A 16,086-nucleotide genomic window follows, 5' to 3' on the forward strand; every position below is an offset into this window, starting at 1 on the left:
ACGCCCTGCCCGCTTCGGGGCAGAGCAGGCAGTTAATCAAGCGGGTACGTAGTACTGAGCTTTGGCACGAGGCAGAGCGTTACGACCGCGGATGTCATCTGCGATTTTCTCGGCCATCATGATGATCGGTGCATTCAGGTTGCCGCTGACGATCTCAGGCATGATCGATGCGTCGACAACGCGCAGGTTTTCCACGCCGTGGACTTTAGCCCTGGCGTCAACCACGCTGGTCGCAGCATCGGTACCCATGCGGCAGGTGCAGGACGGGTGATAGTTGGTACCCGCCAGTTGACGCAGAGCAGCCAGAATCGCCTCATCCGATTGGACGGCAACACCCGGGGTGACTTCTTCACCACGGTAAGGATCCCAAGCCGCCTGCGAAACGACGTTGCGGATAGCCCGCACTGCAGCAATCGCGTCTTCCTGGTCTTCTTTGGTCGACAGGAAGTTGAAGCAGAATTTCGGCGCAGCGAGAGGGTCTTTCGAGCCCAGCCATACGCGACCGGTGCTGGTTGGACGCATCAGGCTGAAGAAGTACTGGAAGCCGTTTTCCAGCTTCACGCTACCGTGTTGGAACTCGCCCAGCATGGGAATGAACTCAAACTGTACGTTCGGCACCTTGAGCTCTGGACGCGTGCGGATGAATGCGCCGACCTCGAAGAAGTTTGTCGCCCCCAGACCTTTTTTGAAGAACGTCCACAGGGCACCCAATTTCAGCTTCCCGATCGGGGTTAGCTGCTTGGCAATTGAAACGTTCTGAGTGGCCCGATACTGAACCGGGGCAGCAATGTGGTCTTTGAGACCCTGGCCTACAGCGGGCAGATCAGCCACGCATGGAATACCGAATTCGGCCAGATGCTCAGCATCACCGATGCCGGAAAGCATCAGGAGGTGCGGCGAATGGATGGCGCCAGCAGCCAGGATGACTTCGCTACGCACATCCACCACTTCCGGATTGCCGTTGCGAATGAAGTGAACCTTGGTTGCGCGCTTGCCGACGAACTCGATCCGAGTAACCTGAGCTCGATCGCAGACATGCAGGTTTTCGCGATCACGATTCGGGTGAATGTAAGCCTGCGACGTGCTCCAGCGGATGCCCTTGTGGACGTTTCGCTGGGTGACGTGAACACCCTCTTGGCGATACCCGTTATGGTCTTTGACATGGGGATACCCTGCCTGGACACCCGCTTCAAGGAACGCTTTGTACAGCGGGTTGTTGGCAGCACAGGTTTGGATGTGCATTGGGCCACTGTCGCCGCGGTAGTCATCTGGGCCCTGGTCAAAGGTTTCCGCCTTGCGGAAGTAAGGCAAGCAATCTTTGTAGCTCCAGCCTTTCAGGCCCATCGCTTCCCAGTTGTCGTAATCCCATGGGTTACCGCGCACCCAGTTCATGCCATTGATGGAAGACGAACCGCCGAGCACCCTTCCGCGTGCTTCATAGATGGTTCGACCGTCGAGCTCTGCTTCAGGCTCGGAATGCATGTACCAGTTGAATTTGTCATCCATCAGTGGGAAGCCCAAGGCTGCCGGCATCTGGATGTAAATGCTCTTATCGGAAGGCCCCGCCTCAAGCATCAGCACCGAGCGGTTTGTTTCCTCTGAAAGCCGGCCCGCCAGCACGCTACCGGCCGAGCCGGATCCGATCACGACGTAGTCGTAGGCTTTGAGGGTATTACGGCCGTTAATATCACGCATGTGGCTCACCTGAATCGCTATGAAATGGCGCGTTTTTGTAATCGTTTACAAGCGCAGCCAAAGGATACATAACAGCCCTTAGGTATGCTACCCCTGGGAGGCGCTTTTGCTCATAAAAGCCAAAGTCGTGCCAGAATCCAAATTTCATGAGCTGATAGCCCTAGTCTGCACGTTTCGGCTGTTTACGTGCACAATGGTGATGCATTGAGCTTGGGGCGCGCACTGCTTAGGTGCGAAACTTGGTAACGTTTACAGGTAACGATTACAAGTATCCGCTACTGCTGACCACGCGCAAAGAGAGCGCTTCAAATGGATCAAGGCTTATGAGGAGTCAGCCGCCTTCGCTGAGGCCTCCTTTTACAGGGCCTTCGCTCGACCTTGCGCAGCTTTGATCATGGATTGGCCTACCAGCCAATCCACATAGCGCGGGCCTGGTGCTGTCATCACTACCTCCATCAAAAATCTGACGCGTCAACCATGCGCTGATGCCCATCCGGTGAAATCATTCTGAAAATCGCGAATAAACAGCCCTCCGGGAGCGTCTACAGCAGGGACTCGGAAAAATTCGCGGTAATCGTTATCATAGGATGATCCGCAGTGGGTCTTTTGCACCACGCTGAGATCACTGAAGAGAGGTTGATGTGTCTACAACAATGAAAGCACCTGGCCGCGTGAAGGTCACTGACGTTGCGAAAGCGGCAGGCGTCTCGGTGGCGACCGTATCCCGCAGCTTCAATCTGCCCACTCATGTACGTGACGACGTCCGGGAAAAGGTTCTCTCGATCGCAGCCAAGCTGGGCTACAGCCCGAACCCAGCGGCGAAGGCGCTGCGCCTTCAAAAGACCAACATGATTGGCGCGATCATCCCGACGCTCGATCACGCGATCTATGCGACGATGGTTAAGAGCTTTCAAGACAAGCTCGCAGAGTACGGTTATGTGGTTTACGTCTTGAGCTGTGGCTTCGACGCCGGCTCCATTTTCGAGAAGGTCAAGCTCCTGGTCGAACGCGGGGTTGAAGGGCTGCTCATCGTAGGTGAGGTTGCCGACCCGGCACTGAAAAAGTACCTGCAGGAGTATCGGATGCCTGTCATCTGTACCTACTCCTACCTGAAGGACAAAGAATTCCCGTTCATCGGCTTTGATAACTACCAAGCGACGCAGCAGCTGGTTGAGTACCTACTCGGCCTAGGACATCGAAATTTTGCGATGCTTACTGGGCCAATGAAGGGCAACGATCGCCAGCAAGCCCGCTACCAGGCCTTTATCGACACGTTGAGTGACTACAAGGAGAAATGTGAGCACTTTAAGTATGAAAGCGAAGGCGGCTACACGATTGAGTTTGGAGAGCGCACCCTTCGCCGTATTCGTCTAGAACACCCTGAGGTCACGGCTGTGATTTGCAACAGCGACGTTATTGCGTTCGGTGTTCTTTCGGCGTGTAAGAAGCTTCAGCTCAACGTACCTAAGGACGTCTCGGTTGTGGGCTACGACAATCTGGAGTTCGCTGAGTACCTTGAACCTCCACTCACGACACTGGCAATCCCAGCAGGTGAAATGGGTGTGCGTAGCGCGGAGAGTCTCATCTCCAACCTGAAGCACGGAACGGAAATCAAACCGATCCTACTCGGCACCCAGCTCATGATTCGCCAGTCCAGCCATTCAGTTGATTGAGTTTCTCCTCTGCACTATGCCCCTAAGCCTACGTTCAGGCCATGGGGCTAGTAAGCATCGCGATTCGGCAGTCGCACTCCTCAATCGCCGGGCGCCCTCCCCTTGTATTCTGCTCTTCCCTGCATAAGTCCTTTGCAACCCCGGCATTTTCCACTCTGGCTTTACTCCTCATAGTCATCGTGCAAACCGTGACCAAATGAGGATGTACCCATGAACCTCCCCGCCATTACCGGTGCAGTACACGCCATCGACCAATCATCGGATGCGCAGTTCTACGAATACAGCAAGGCTGCCAACCCAATTGGCGCCGGCCTGACACCCAAAATCCCCTACAGCCTCTTCCCTGAAGCTCTTTATGACTCAGGGCCTTCAAGGCTTGTCCCGCTTGATCTCAGCGCAAAGCTTAAGTGCACAGCCCCAGCCACTGGCCCTGGGCTTTGTGCCAACTTCATCAGGCTCAATGCTGAGGACTCCATGGATCTGCAGCCAAACGCGACATCCCAAGTCATGTATGTGATCGATGGCTCGGGGGAACTTAGCTACGGAGAGACAAGGCTGAGCTGGGACAAAGGCTGCTTCATTGCGCTACCCGGGCTTGAAATCACACACCTTACCGCAAAGACAGACTCTCGCCTTTACTACGTGCATGACGAGCCACTCCTGCAATATTTGGGCGTGAAAATCAGCGCCGATCGATTTCGCCCCACGCTGTACCCTGCCAATGTCGCCCAGCAGAAACTTCGCGAGGCCGCAGATGATCCCAGGGCAGGTGACCGGAGCCGCATCAGCATCTTGCTAGGAAATCGTAATTTTGAGCAGACCCGAACAGTGACCCATGTGCTTTGGGCCATGTACGGCATCGTGCCTCCCGGAGCAATTCAGAAACCTCATCGCCATCAGTCCATTGCACTGGACTTCATCGTCGACTGCCCAGAAGGATGCTACACCTTGGTCGGTACGCAACTCGACGACTCAGGCCAGATCAAGAACCCGAGGAGAGTGGATTGGTCACCAGGGCTCGCATTCGTCACACCGCCAGGCTATTGGCATGCACACTACAACGAATCGGAAGCCGAAGCCTTCCTCATCCCTATACAAGACGCAGGGCTGCAAACCTACCTCCGCTCACTCGACATCCGGTTTACCTAAGGACGCCAAATCGCTATGGAGTACAAATGTGCTCCATAGTGAAATCAATAAATGATCGAACCTTTGTCGAGACAATTTTCTTAGGTGGATAGATGAACCACAGAGCTGTTGCTCCCTTCGCAGGGTTACATTTCCATTGAGGCAGGCAATCTTGAAGCTCACCGCAATTGAGCGCCTCTTCTACCAGCCATACCGGAAGAAATGCGATGCCCATTCCATGTCGAGCAGCAACCAACTGCCCTTCCAGATCATCAATCTGGATGCGGCGCACATGCACATGCCGGAATATGTCACTACCACGCGACCAAGCCAGCTCAATTTGCCCCAGCTTGTCTCCAATGATTTCCAACTCGTCGAGCTCGCGAGGATGCAGTAACCCTTTCTGCAAGTAGCTTGGTGATGCGCAAGCCACCCATCGCTCATCAGCAATCCTTCGCGCCTTGAGAGAGGAGTCGTCCAAGCGCCCTGCTCTCACAGCAAGATCTGCTCCGGCGTCGATGAGGTTGAATTCAGCATCGACGCAAGTGAGATGAACCCTCACCTCCGGATGCCGGGCCATGAAAGCGCCGAGCAGAGGAATGAGGTAACGCCTGGAAAAGGCAGAGGGGGCAATCAAGTGCAGATGCCCACGCGGATGCTGATTCAGAGCCGAGGCTGCTGCTTTCGCACGTCCAAGCCCGTCAAGCACCTGGATAGCATGCTCAAGGAACGTCCTCCCACCCTCCGTGAGCGCTAGAGACCGTGTAGTGCGATTAAAAAGCGCGATACCGAGATCAGCCTCCAGGTCTCTCACTGACCTGGAGACCGTAGAAGCTTTAACATCAAGCTTCTCAGCCGCCCTCGAGAAATTGCCAAGGTGGGCAGCCTCAACGAATGCGGACAGAGCAGCAAAGTAATCCAAGAATTGCGCCTCCAGAGCATGATGAGATGGCTTGCGTTAGTCCCTCACAACCTCACCGCAAGGCAGCCTTGGGGTCGGCAAAGACGCCTTGAATCGTTGCATTCTGACCTTTTGGAAGTGACTCCCCATTAGAAGGATGAATGCAACGAAGGGGATGACCATAGAGAGCTTCAATCCGAACGACTCGGAAAGGAAACCAATCACTGGCGGAGCCAAAAGGAAACCCGTGTAGCCCAACGTCCCGTTCATAGCCAGCCCAAGACCTGGAGCCCCGGGGTATGCCTTGCTCGCCTGACTGTAGAGCAACGGTGTCATATTGGAGAGCCCTACTCCAACCAGGATGAACCCTGCGATGGAGGTTGCCGGCAGCGGGAAGATAACTGCCAATGCGACGCCCGCGGCACCAATGCCGCCCGAAACAGCCAGGACGGTATTGGCTCCCAACTTTCGGATCAACACATCCCCGCCAAGCCGCCCGATAGCCATAGCGAAGCTGAAGGCACCGAAAGCAAAAGCCGCAATGTTCGCAGAGGTGTGACTCACATCAGTGAGATAGAGGGAGCTCCAATCAATCACCGTGCGTTCGATAAACAGCGCCAAGAACGTCAGGCTTGCGATACAGATCAATGCTCGATTTGGCCAGGCAAAGCTCTTCGCCTTCGTCACTGGCTGGCAATCATCTCCAACTTTGACGCAAGGTCTCAGATCGCCCAGCCAAAATGCTGCAAACAATGCAACGGTAGCGGTGGCAGCAGCCGAGATGATCAGACATTGAAGTAAACCCAATGTATTCGAGAGCAGGGTCGCAACCGCGGAAGCTCCTGCAAGCCCCCCGATACTGAAAACAGCGTGAAACGAGGACATCAACGATCGCCCTTTTCTCGCCTCAATCAGAGAACCATGGGTATTCATCGCAACATCTAGGATGCTATTTGCGACACCCAGTACGAAAATAGCAGCAGCAAGCGACCAAGCAGAGCTCGCAAGCCCGCAGAGAGGGAGCACCGCCGACACTAAGCCCGCCCCCAACAGAAGGGATTTACGGCTGCCAATGCGTGTTACTAGCGCACCAGCCAAGCACATCATCAGCATCGTGCCTGCAGCAAATGCACTAAGGGCGATTCCGAGCTCCGAATCACTTAGGCGCAAAGCCTGCTTCATACCAGGGATATTGGTCGCCCAAATGGCGAGCACGGCACCATTTGTGAAAAATACGGCGGATGTGGCCACGCGCGCGCGACCCAGGATTTTTTGTTCAGACACGTCTACCTCTCACAACTTCAAGCATAGCCACAAGCCAGACAAAGCGTCAGGCACGGCAAAGCACGACGATCAGGCTCCTTGGAAAAGGTAACACTCAATCATCACAGCAGAATTAGCAGGAAATGTTCCACACCGAAGCCAACCTCTCGTTAAAGCGGATGGATGGTGCTATGAAGGGCAGACAAGCATTCAAGGCATTAGGCACTGTGTTTCCCCGCGTAGCGATTTGTTATTGGTTCTGGGGTTCATGCCAGCGAGGGCATGCAGGGTGCTTTACGTAAGGGCCAGAAGAGATGGATCTCCTAGCATTCCGATTCACTAGCTTGTGGCCGGTGTAATCGTTTACAGCATGACAGCAAAATTAGCAGAAGCTCCCTACGCCGTCGACATTTTTTTACAGCGCTCGGTAAGAAGCTCAGCTGAGTCCACAGTCACAGGGGAAGGGTTGGCGCCTGCGAGACAGGCGCCAGGAAGAAAGCCAAGCCGCACAAGGCCTAACGATGCTTCTCAAACACTGGAATAAATGGATCTGCCAAGGGAGGGCCGAATGCAGTCGTTTTCTCGATATCGAGCACGTTCTTCGGGCGAGGGAATGGCTCTGGATCAGGTTGACCAGGATGCTTCTCGATACCAATGTCGCGGAAAAATACCTCCAGCCCGTTGGGCTGAATGAACCACAGCCAGTGCAACTCCTCATCGCTGTCGTTGATGAACATATGCCTGCGGTTTTTGCCGACAAAAATTGTCACGCCAGGCTCAACGACATGCTCAATCCCATCAATCCTTGCCTTACCTTTCCCGCGGATGAAATGCAGCACCTCATCATGAACCGGATGGTAATGCTCCCGGACATAGCTTGATGGTGGTAGCGTTTGGGTTCCTAGACTGAAAGGGCTTTGGATATCCAGCTCTTCTGGATCAATGCGGACTGAGATGAAGCCATTGGCCGGGACAGGCTGCCAGTAATCCTTACCATCATCTGGCCCCAGCACCAGGATGTCCCCGAGGTCTTCGTTACCTTTCACCACTTTGCTCATGCAGCGCTCCCTCTACGATTGGAGATGGCGTCGACACATGCCAGCAGTGCCGACCCCCAGAATGTAATCCTTTACATAGACGTTTTGCAAAGCGAAAGGTTTACTCTGTCGACCTAGGCTCTGACGAATCGACCCGACATTGCGACCAGGAGTAACCCGATAGCCACGACAGCCAACGAGACCCCGAGCGAACTTGCATGCGCAATGAACCCTATGAAAGCAGGCCCGACAAGAACGCCGGCGTATCCCACAGTCGTCATGGCCGGGATAGCAACAGCTTTGGGCATGGACTTTTGGTCAGCAACTGCAGAAAACAGTACCGGCACGATGTTTGCGCATCCCAGGCCAATCAGGCTGTACCCCATCAATGAAACCATCCATTCGGTCGTGGCAAGGGAGATGACTAAACCCAGAGCGGCAATTGCCCCACCCAGGCCTACGACCAGCTTGCGCCCTACCTGGGCCACAATTCGATCTCCTAAGAGGCGCCCGACTGTCATTGCCGTAGCAAACGTGGCGTAGGCGAGCCCGCTTAGCTCAGTCTGCAGATTTTGCTGGGTAATCAGGTACAACCCGCTCCAGTCCAGCATTGCCCCCTCTGCAAGAAAAACGATGAAGCACAACGCACCAAGGAAGAGCACTTCTCCTTTTGGTATAGCAAAAAGCGGAGCCCGCTTTCGCTCGCCGATAGTCAGCAGCCCGGCGGAGCTTCGGTACAGCACCAAAAGGCTTAAGCCATCCACGATCAGAACCGCATGTAGCGGCGTAACCGACAACTTCAGGAGAGCCGTCATAGTCAACGCACCCATGATACCGCCCAGACTGAACAGCCCATGAAAACTGGACATGATCGGCTTGGAACTCTGGGCGTTTACCTCCACCGCCTGGACGTTCATCGCGCAGTCGAGAGACCCCATCCCTACCCCAAAGACGATAAGAGCGGGAAGTAAAAGCTCAAGCTTACTGAGCGTCGCCAGGAGTGGCAGCATCCCCAAAAGCACGAACGTCCCCGCAAGGATGATTCGACGGCAGCCCCATCTGGATACAAGCGCACCAGCAACTGGCATTGCAATGATGGAACCTATACCCAAACCGAGCAGCAAAATGCCCAGAATCCCTTCATCGAGGCCTGCCCGTTCCTTGATTAAAGGCACCAGCGGTGCCCATGAGGCCAGGCAAAAACCTGCAATGAAGAAAACGAGTCGCGTGGAAACAACCTCTTTCGGCGTGCCCGCGAAAGAGACAGAAGAAGTGGTGTCTAGCATTAAAAACCAAAGTGTCGATAGGATCAGAGGACATGGCCAGAAACTGGCAAAGGATTTGCTTACAGAAAATGTAATCCTTTTCATGATAGACGCTTTGGAGGCTCCCATGCACGTGCTTTCTTCCCTGGCAGGTTCACGCTTCACGGACGCTCAGCCCGCGCAAACCGTGCGTAGCGCGGAATCTACATACCCTCAAGCGCAAGATATGCCATTGATGCGCTTACTCAAAACCTGGTGCCAGCCTGGGCCGCAAGCTCCGGCTAGAACGCGTAAAGGCGAGTAGTTAAGAAACACAGTCAACAGACAGAGGGCGCATTCGCCCTCTGTTTTTGGTAGCAACTAAATCGCAGCCAGGGCAAGCGGCAAGAATATCGCTGTTCCTACCCCCATAAGACTCATCGCGAGCGCAGCATAGGCGCCATGCTCCTGTCCCTCTTCCAGGGCTCTTGAAGTCCCCACGGCATGAGCCGTCAACCCCAGCGCCATACCCATAGCAGCCGGATGCGTCACTCGACACATACGCAACAGCGAGGGGCCGAACACTGCACCCAAGATTCCGGTCAGCAGGACAAACACTGCTGCTAGTGCAGCGATGCCACCAGCCTGATTGGCTACAAGCATCGCAATTGGAGACGTCACCGACTTCGGCGCAAGTGTCATCAGCAACTGATGGTCGATCCCCATCAACCCACCCAAGAGAAGCGTGGATGCAGACGCCACGATGCCACCCAGTACGACTGTAATCACAATCGGCCAGAGCAAGCGCCGAATACGCGAAAGGTTCTGGTAGAGCGGCACCGCGAGCGCGACGGTAGCCGGCCCCAATAGTAGATTCAGGATACTGACGCCTTTGAGGTATTCGTCGTACGAAATACCTGCAAAAGTGAGCACTGCAATGACCACCGCCGCACTGACCAGTACCGGCTGCAGGATGACAATTCCACTCACCTTGCTCAGGTGCAACGCAGCCTGAAACGCTATCAATGTCAGCGCAAGATGAAAAAGTGGGTGCCCCACTACAGGCTCCAGAAACGTACTCATTGGCCACCTCGCTGACTACGTTTGACCAGCGCCTGCATCAGCAGCCCGGCAAAAATCATGGTTGGGACTAGCGAAACACACAGAACGACCAGCAGCGCCCAACCCATTGGTTGTATCACTGAGTACCACGCCATGACGCCCACTGCCGCGGGAACCAGCAACAGCGGCATGCACCGTAGTAGCCAGCCTGCCGCCTGCTCAACGGACGAACTCAATTCTCCTCGCACACACAGGAATACCAGCAGTAACACGAGGCCAACGATTGGCCCAGGAACTGGCTTCAGAATGGATGAGCTAATCAAAGAGCCCATCAGCTGAAAAATCACCAGCTCCGTTAAACCTCTCAAAACCTGCATTTCAATCTCCCCTACTCACTAACGCAATTCACCCAACGATTCCTGCTCACTCGAACGGGCGCCTCGAACGATTGAAGGCAAAATGACCATGAGGCCACTAATCAGGATCATCGAGATGCCCCACCAACCAAGGACATCCGGAAAGGTTGAGTACATGAGGTACCCCAGCAACGCTGAACAGGGAATTTGAACGTAGGTAAATGGAGCTAGCCTGGCAGGGCTTGCTCGGCTGTAGGCTGCGGCGAAAAGCCAGTGCGCAGTTGTTCCAACGAGCGCCATGCCACTTAATCCTAACCACTGTAGCGCTGAAGGCGCCTCCCAAAACCAGGGCAGCATCGCGCTGCAGAGGGCCAGGGCAAATAACCCGAGCCATAGCGTTGCACTCTCCGGCGTATCTTGATTAGCCGCTGCACGAGTCGCGAGCTGATAACAGCTCAAGAAGAATGCGGCTCCGCAGGGAAGCAGCGCTGCCCATGTGAAAAGCTCACCAGCTGGATTTACCACAAGCGCCACACCTAGCAGACCGACAAGAACGGCAATCCACTGCGATGGTCGTATCGCTTCACTGAAGAAAAGCTTGCTGAGCACGAGTACGAAGAGCGGTGCGAGGAAGTTCAGAGCTGTCGCCTCTGCCAACGGTACAAACCGCAGACCGCCGATGAAACACAAGCTCAATGCCACAAGAAAAAAGGCCCTGAGAAAATGCAGGCCCGGTCGGCGGCACGTCCATGCAGCGAGACTTCTTCTCGAGATCGCCGCACTGCCCATGACCAGGGTTTGACCGAGGTAACGCACCCAGATCACAACAACAACCGGCAACCCCTGAACCATCTGCCGTGCAATGGCGTCATGCATGGAGAGGCATGCCACTGCAAGAACAATGAGCAAGGCGGCAGTACGAGTGACACTCGAATTCATAGACTTCTCGATGACGCTGGACGTGGGGTTGCACGATAGTTAGCCGAGGCTGCTCCTGCTCGCCCGGATCAGCTGAGCTGGAATAAAAAAGCCCACGGAGGCCGTGGGCAAAAGTGTCGATTACGGTCGATAGTCCGAAGGGGTACCGTCCCTTTCAGCAATACCGTGTAAACGATTACAAGCCGAGCAACAAGAGTATCTGGTGCCTTGATCTTTAGCAAGCTTCACTCAACCACCTTTCATCTGGCTCCTCTGATTAAGTGAAGTGAGAACACATTCACTCCCACCAATACTCGACCTGAACTCCAAAATTGCTGCCATGACGAGCGCTGTTGAACGCCCCCGTCGAAGACAACGCAGAACCCTCAGCAATCTCATCTGCAGCGATTTGCGCGGCGCGATTCCATTTTGCGTAGGTGTAGTAGAGCCGCACCTCAGGGCGATCCCAGAAACCGGGGCCTTTCGGAGACCAGGTCGGAGCAAACGTGATTTTGCTTAGCTTGCGAGTGCCGTCCGATGCCTCAATCTGATCATGTCCGACCTCGGCAACGAGCTTGAATTGATCCGAGATGGCATAGACTGGCCTCACACCAACAGAAACCCAGTCTTGCTTCTCCCCACCCTCTCTGTAGTCACGCTGCGTTACCACTTGGAACTGCCCACCAAATCGGGAGGTGACCTGCCAATCAAAGTAATCCAGCAGCCGCCAGCTTCGATTGCTGCGATCCAACTCAACATCCCCGGTGGTGCCCAGATTCGTTCCTGGGCCTTGACCATGCTGCAGAGCTACGGTGTTCGCGTTTCCCCCAAGTACATCACTTTGGCGATGTTGAACCGTGACGGCCCAGCCGCTATGGCTATCGCCTCGCTTCGGATCCTCGATGTAGCTGAAGCCGAACTCCAACTCCCCACCAGGGTTAGCGTCGATTCCACCGATGTTGAAATCATGTCGGTTGGTGTAGTCCTTCTGGAAAACGCTGTCTTTTCGGGAAAACGCATAGCTGTACTTCAGCCCGCCAAGCTCAACATCCTCGATACCGGCGCCAGTGCCACTCTGATCCCAGTAATAGAAATCTGAGATATGGATATCGTTACGCTTGTAAAAGCGTCGCCCCGCCCAGAGCGAGCCGTTGTTGAGGGCAGGTACCTTGCTCCACTCCACGTATGACTGAACGACCTTGGCATAGCCATTATCATCAGCAAACGTAGGCTTGTGCCCATAGCGACTGAGTAGAGCCACCATGCCCTCAACGCTGACCACCGACCCATCGTCAAGTGACACGAGATCCTGCCTCAGCCCCAGCTCCCCATACTGCTCACATTCGTTACCGAGCCGATACTTGGACGGCGCACCTGGAAGTTGAAAGCATGACTGAGATCCACCTGAGCTAGCTCCCCCTACCCCACTACGCAGGTATCCATTGAACTCTGCTGCTTCTGCAGCGACGGATGACAGCATGCTCAGCGCAGCCGAAAGCCCCAGCTTCTTGCCGTTGATCATTGGTATTCCTTAGTTTTGTTTTACGTAGCTAGACAGAGCAGGCGCAAATACCTGAAGACTGCCGCCCAAAAGGGGCGGCAGGAGAAACGCGGATTAATTTGTCAGCGGCTTGCCCGAGGTGCGCAGCTCCAGCTGACCTTTCCAGGCCACCAGGCTAACGATCAGCATGGCAACGAGCGGAAGCAGCATGCTGTACTGGAGGCCGATGTGGTCAGAGGTAGCACCAATGATTGGCGGGCAGACAAGGAAACCGAGATAGCCAATGGTGCCATTCATGGCCAACCCAAGGCTTGGCGCTTGAGGACACGCTTGAGCGGCTTTGCTGTACAGGATCGGAGTCATGTTCGAAAGCCCCAGCCCCACCAGCATGAAGCCCGCGATAGAGGTGGCTGGAGAAGGCGCCCCGATAGCCAGCGCAAAACCTGCAACGGCAAGCAGTCCGGAAGACACAAGCACGCAGTCACGACCGAAACGGATAATCAGCGGGTTGCCGGCCAGACGACCTACAGCCATGGCAAAACTGAAGCCGCCGAATGCAAATGCTGCAATGCCGGTGCTAGTGGTTGCCACGTCGGTCAAGTACTTGGCGCTCCAGTTGATCATGGAGCTTTCGGTGAACAGCGACATGATCGTCAGCATCGCCACGATCAGCAGCGTGATGCTTGGGCGAATGACGGCCTTTTTCTTGACCGACTCGGTGGCGCCATCCGGACGCAGATGACGTAATGGCGCAGCACATACAAGGGTAGTAACCAGCATCAACCCAGCAGCAAATGCGAGGTTGAACATCGCGGTAAGTTCGAAAGAGTCGAAGATCGACACGATGCCAGCACCTGCCATGCCGCCGAAGCTGAACGCAGCATGGAACCAGGACATCAAAGGCCGGCCTTCCTTCTCCTCGATGATGGACGCATGGGTATTCATCGAGATGTCGATCACACTGTTGCAGATCCCGAAGAACAGGAGGATGCCGAAGAACACCTCATAGGACGGAGACATCACCAACAGGGGCAACGAGATCGACAGCAGCACGCCACCCAAAACGATCGAAGCCCGGCTACCCAACTTGTTGGCCACACTGCCGGCCATGAAGATCATCAGCATGGTGCCCGCGGCAAACATGCTCAAAGCATTGCCCAGCTGACCGTCGGTAAGGCTGAGAGCCTTACTGATCGCCGGAATATTTGTAGCCCAGATCCCCAGAACCAAGCCGTTGACGAAGAAAATCAGAGTGGTGGCGTAGCGTGAAGACTTCAAATCGTTAATGAGGCCCATAGCCGTATCTCACTGTGTGGACATTCTTGTAATTGGGCACTGATACACGCAGCGGCCCTTATCTCAAACGAAACTGACGCAAAGCGCCGTAATCGTTTACATGCTAGCTCACACCGATTTTTGGGGAGGTTTACCTACCTGCCACGGCAATCGCGCCAATGCCAGTCGCAGTCAAACACCACGACCCTCCCATGCCGTCGGTATCAACTGGCAATGTAAACGTTTACAAGCATCGTTCATGCCAGACCTTCCTGAAGCATGTCTCCCCTGGGGAGCAGGCCTTATGCCACGCGGTTTAGACAGGGAATGTAGGTGTCCACACATCGATCAGAAGGGAGGTAGCGTTTGTATGCTTTGGTAACACCGACGCCCCGTACTGGGCCATTTTCACTCAGCTCGCACCTTCTTGAAGCGAAACGCACTCGAACCTTCACTTCACTCAGCAGACACCGCTGGAGAGCTCTGAGCCTTCTTCGGTGCCTCTAGGGCCAATGATCAGCCAACCCTGCCCAAAGTGAAAAATATCGTTGCAGGATGGATGGAAAACGTTTACAAAAAAATGTAATCGATAACAAAAGCATTGCTGTTCTTACTGCTGCATCTGCCCCACCACAACAAAAACCATCAACGGTACGGGAAGACAGACATGACAACACAAGGGATTACTCCGCCCCAAAACCCTGCCCTGCGCAAAGCCATCATCGCTGCTGCAATCGGCAACTTTATTACCTGGTTCGAGTACGCTTCCTACGGATTTCTAGCCGTCATCCTTGGTCGAGTGTTCTTTCCTGTCAGCACACCATCCGCCAGCCTTCTTGCCACCTTTGCAGCGTTCGGCATCTCATTCCTGATGGCCCCACTAGGGGCGCTATTTTTCGGCAGGCTAGGCGATCGGGTTGGTCGGAAAAAGATTCTGGCAAGCGTCATTCTCCTGATGTCCGGTTCGACCTTCGTCATCGGCCTTCTTCCCAGCTATGCAAGCATCGGCATCCTCTCTCCAGTTCTTATGGTTGCGATGCGCATGCTGCAGGGCTTTGCATCGGGAGGTGAGCCAGGAGGAGCAGCGACTTTTCTTGTTGAATCAGCCAATCCAGGGCGCCGGGCTTGGACTGTCAGCTGCTGGCATTGCTCAAGTTTCATCGCCAACGCAACGGCATCGGCCTTCATCCTAGGGTTGACAGCATCAATCAGCGAGGCAGCTCTGGAACAATGGGGATGGCGCATACCGTTCCTGCTGTCGGGGGTTCTAGGTGTCGTGGCGTTCTACATTCGCTCTCAGCTTGAAGACACCCACGCCTTCAAGACGCTCCAAGAAACCGAAGGTGTCAGCGAGGCGCCCATCAGCGACGCTGTAACTCGCCACTGGAGGCAAATTCTGCAGACGGCTGGCTGCATCGCGCTGCAAGGTGCAGCCTTCTATTTCATCTTCGTCTACATCGAGACCTACCTGAAGGTACAGCTCGGGTTGTCCTTCCTTCAGGCGTCAGTGTCGAATGTCACTTGTCTGGTCATGGCATCGCTCAGCATTTTCGCATTTGCACGAATCAGCGACCGAATTGGGCGCAAGCCGATCCTCCTATTGGGCGCTTTGCTTTGCACCTTGGCCATCTATCCTGTGTTCCTGATTTTCAGCACCGGAAATTATGGTCTGATCCTGATGGGGCACGCATTGCTGGGTATCTGCCTTGCCGTGTTCATGTCCGCCTCTGGGCCAGCGTTGGTGGAAATTTTCCCGACTCGTGTTCGCTACGCCGGCTTCTCGATCGGCTTCAACCTATCCGTCGCTGTATTCGGTGGCAGCGCCGCTTATGTCGCCACCTACCTCATAGACGTGACCGGCTCATCTCTCTCCCCTGCCCTGCTCGTATTGAGCACGGGATTAATCGCAACCTTCAGCGTCCTGACGCTGCGGGAAACAGCAGGCCGCCAACTTGAGCCAGACGGTTCATGCCCTGCATCGCTGACCAGCGCTAAGCGCGGCTAATCCAGTTCCTAACCACACCGCAATGTCT

The 16,086-nt window shown here is 54.9% G+C and carries 13 protein-coding genes; 3 read left to right on the top strand and 10 right to left on the bottom strand.

Annotated features, from left to right (window positions below):
* Positions 1-36: 36 nt before the first annotated feature.
* Positions 37-1,695 carry a choline dehydrogenase gene (locus tag F3J45_RS15750; protein ID WP_167064258.1) on the bottom strand — a complete coding sequence of 553 codons (1,659 nt, stop codon included), beginning with the start codon at positions 1,693-1,695 and terminating at the stop codon, positions 37-39.
* A gap of 653 nt (positions 1,696-2,348) precedes the next feature.
* Between F3J45_RS15750 and F3J45_RS15755 the strand changes: the two genes are divergently transcribed.
* Entirely contained in the window at positions 2,349-3,368 is a 1,020-nt protein-coding gene (locus F3J45_RS15755) for a LacI family DNA-binding transcriptional regulator (RefSeq protein WP_167064261.1), read from the top strand.
* A 210-nt stretch (positions 3,369-3,578) separates the two neighbouring features.
* Positions 3,579-4,517, top strand: a complete 939-nt coding sequence (locus F3J45_RS15760) for a cupin domain-containing protein (RefSeq protein WP_167064264.1) — start codon at positions 3,579-3,581, stop codon at positions 4,515-4,517.
* 13 nt (positions 4,518-4,530) lie between these two features.
* Here F3J45_RS15760 and F3J45_RS15765 read toward each other — a convergent pair whose 3' ends face one another.
* The 9 genes from F3J45_RS15765 to F3J45_RS15805 form a co-directional block, all read right to left on the bottom strand.
* Positions 4,531-5,418 (bottom strand): LysR family transcriptional regulator, encoded by an 888-nt coding sequence (locus F3J45_RS15765; RefSeq protein WP_167064267.1) that lies wholly within the window; start codon positions 5,416-5,418, stop codon positions 4,531-4,533.
* Positions 5,419-5,454: 36 nt separating this feature from the next.
* Complete coding sequence (locus F3J45_RS15770) at positions 5,455-6,681, bottom strand: MFS transporter (RefSeq protein ID WP_167064270.1); 1,227 nt, start codon at positions 6,679-6,681, stop codon at positions 5,455-5,457.
* Positions 6,682-7,175: 494 nt separating this feature from the next.
* Complete coding sequence (locus F3J45_RS15775; protein ID WP_167064273.1) at positions 7,176-7,718, bottom strand: cupin domain-containing protein; 543 nt, start codon at positions 7,716-7,718, stop codon at positions 7,176-7,178.
* A 113-nt stretch (positions 7,719-7,831) separates the two neighbouring features.
* The gene (locus F3J45_RS15780) at positions 7,832-9,091 is read right to left on the bottom strand and encodes an MFS transporter (protein ID WP_240164619.1); all 1,260 of its coding nucleotides are present in this window, start codon (positions 9,089-9,091) and stop codon (positions 7,832-7,834) included.
* A 231-nt stretch (positions 9,092-9,322) separates the two neighbouring features.
* Positions 9,323-10,024: an LrgB family protein gene (locus F3J45_RS15785; RefSeq protein ID WP_167064276.1), complete on the bottom strand. Its 702-nt coding sequence runs from the start codon at positions 10,022-10,024 to the stop codon at positions 9,323-9,325.
* Entirely contained in the window at positions 10,021-10,380 is a 360-nt protein-coding gene (locus tag F3J45_RS15790; RefSeq protein ID WP_167064279.1) for a CidA/LrgA family protein, read from the bottom strand. Before F3J45_RS15790 ends, F3J45_RS15785 begins: the two co-directional genes overlap by 4 nt.
* Positions 10,381-10,398: 18 nt before the next feature.
* Entirely contained in the window at positions 10,399-11,298 is a 900-nt protein-coding gene (locus tag F3J45_RS15795; protein ID WP_167064282.1) for a DMT family transporter, read from the bottom strand.
* A 277-nt stretch (positions 11,299-11,575) separates the two neighbouring features.
* Positions 11,576-12,799, bottom strand: a complete 1,224-nt coding sequence (locus F3J45_RS15800) for a carbohydrate porin (RefSeq protein ID WP_167064285.1) — start codon at positions 12,797-12,799, stop codon at positions 11,576-11,578.
* A 93-nt stretch (positions 12,800-12,892) separates the two neighbouring features.
* On the bottom strand, positions 12,893-14,074 hold the full coding sequence (locus F3J45_RS15805; RefSeq protein WP_167064288.1) for an MFS transporter: 1,182 nt from the start codon (positions 14,072-14,074) through the stop codon (positions 12,893-12,895).
* Between the two features lie 646 nt (positions 14,075-14,720).
* Here F3J45_RS15805 and F3J45_RS15810 point away from each other — a divergent pair.
* Positions 14,721-16,058 carry an MFS transporter gene (locus tag F3J45_RS15810; protein WP_167064290.1) on the top strand — a complete coding sequence of 446 codons (1,338 nt, stop codon included), beginning with the start codon at positions 14,721-14,723 and terminating at the stop codon, positions 16,056-16,058.
* Positions 16,059-16,086 lie beyond the last annotated feature (28 nt).

Source organism: Pantoea sp. Ap-967 (assembly GCF_011752565.1).
Taxonomy (GTDB): Bacteria; Pseudomonadota; Gammaproteobacteria; order Pseudomonadales; family Pseudomonadaceae; genus Aquipseudomonas.

What these genes read in the sequence shown, in the direction of transcription:
- F3J45_RS15785 (WP_167064276.1), bottom strand. Translation starts at nt 10,024, where the DNA reads ATGAGTACGTTTCTGGAGCCTGTAGTGGGGCACCCACTTTTTCATCTT.
- F3J45_RS15795 (WP_167064282.1), bottom strand. Translation starts at nt 11,298, where the DNA reads ATGAATTCGAGTGTCACTCGTACTGCCGCCTTGCTCATTGTTCTTGCA.
- F3J45_RS15760 (WP_167064264.1), top strand. Translation starts at nt 3,579, where the DNA reads ATGAACCTCCCCGCCATTACCGGTGCAGTACACGCCATCGACCAATCA.
- F3J45_RS15800 (WP_167064285.1), bottom strand. Translation starts at nt 12,799, where the DNA reads ATGATCAACGGCAAGAAGCTGGGGCTTTCGGCTGCGCTGAGCATGCTG.
- F3J45_RS15810 (WP_167064290.1), top strand. Translation starts at nt 14,721, where the DNA reads ATGACAACACAAGGGATTACTCCGCCCCAAAACCCTGCCCTGCGCAAA.
- F3J45_RS15805 (WP_167064288.1), bottom strand. Translation starts at nt 14,074, where the DNA reads ATGGGCCTCATTAACGATTTGAAGTCTTCACGCTACGCCACCACTCTG.
- F3J45_RS15750 (WP_167064258.1), bottom strand. Translation starts at nt 1,695, where the DNA reads ATGCGTGATATTAACGGCCGTAATACCCTCAAAGCCTACGACTACGTC.
- F3J45_RS15780 (WP_240164619.1), bottom strand. Translation starts at nt 9,091, where the DNA reads ATGGGAGCCTCCAAAGCGTCTATCATGAAAAGGATTACATTTTCTGTA.
- F3J45_RS15755 (WP_167064261.1), top strand. Translation starts at nt 2,349, where the DNA reads ATGAAAGCACCTGGCCGCGTGAAGGTCACTGACGTTGCGAAAGCGGCA.
- F3J45_RS15790 (WP_167064279.1), bottom strand. Translation starts at nt 10,380, where the DNA reads ATGCAGGTTTTGAGAGGTTTAACGGAGCTGGTGATTTTTCAGCTGATG.
- F3J45_RS15775 (WP_167064273.1), bottom strand. Translation starts at nt 7,718, where the DNA reads ATGAGCAAAGTGGTGAAAGGTAACGAAGACCTCGGGGACATCCTGGTG.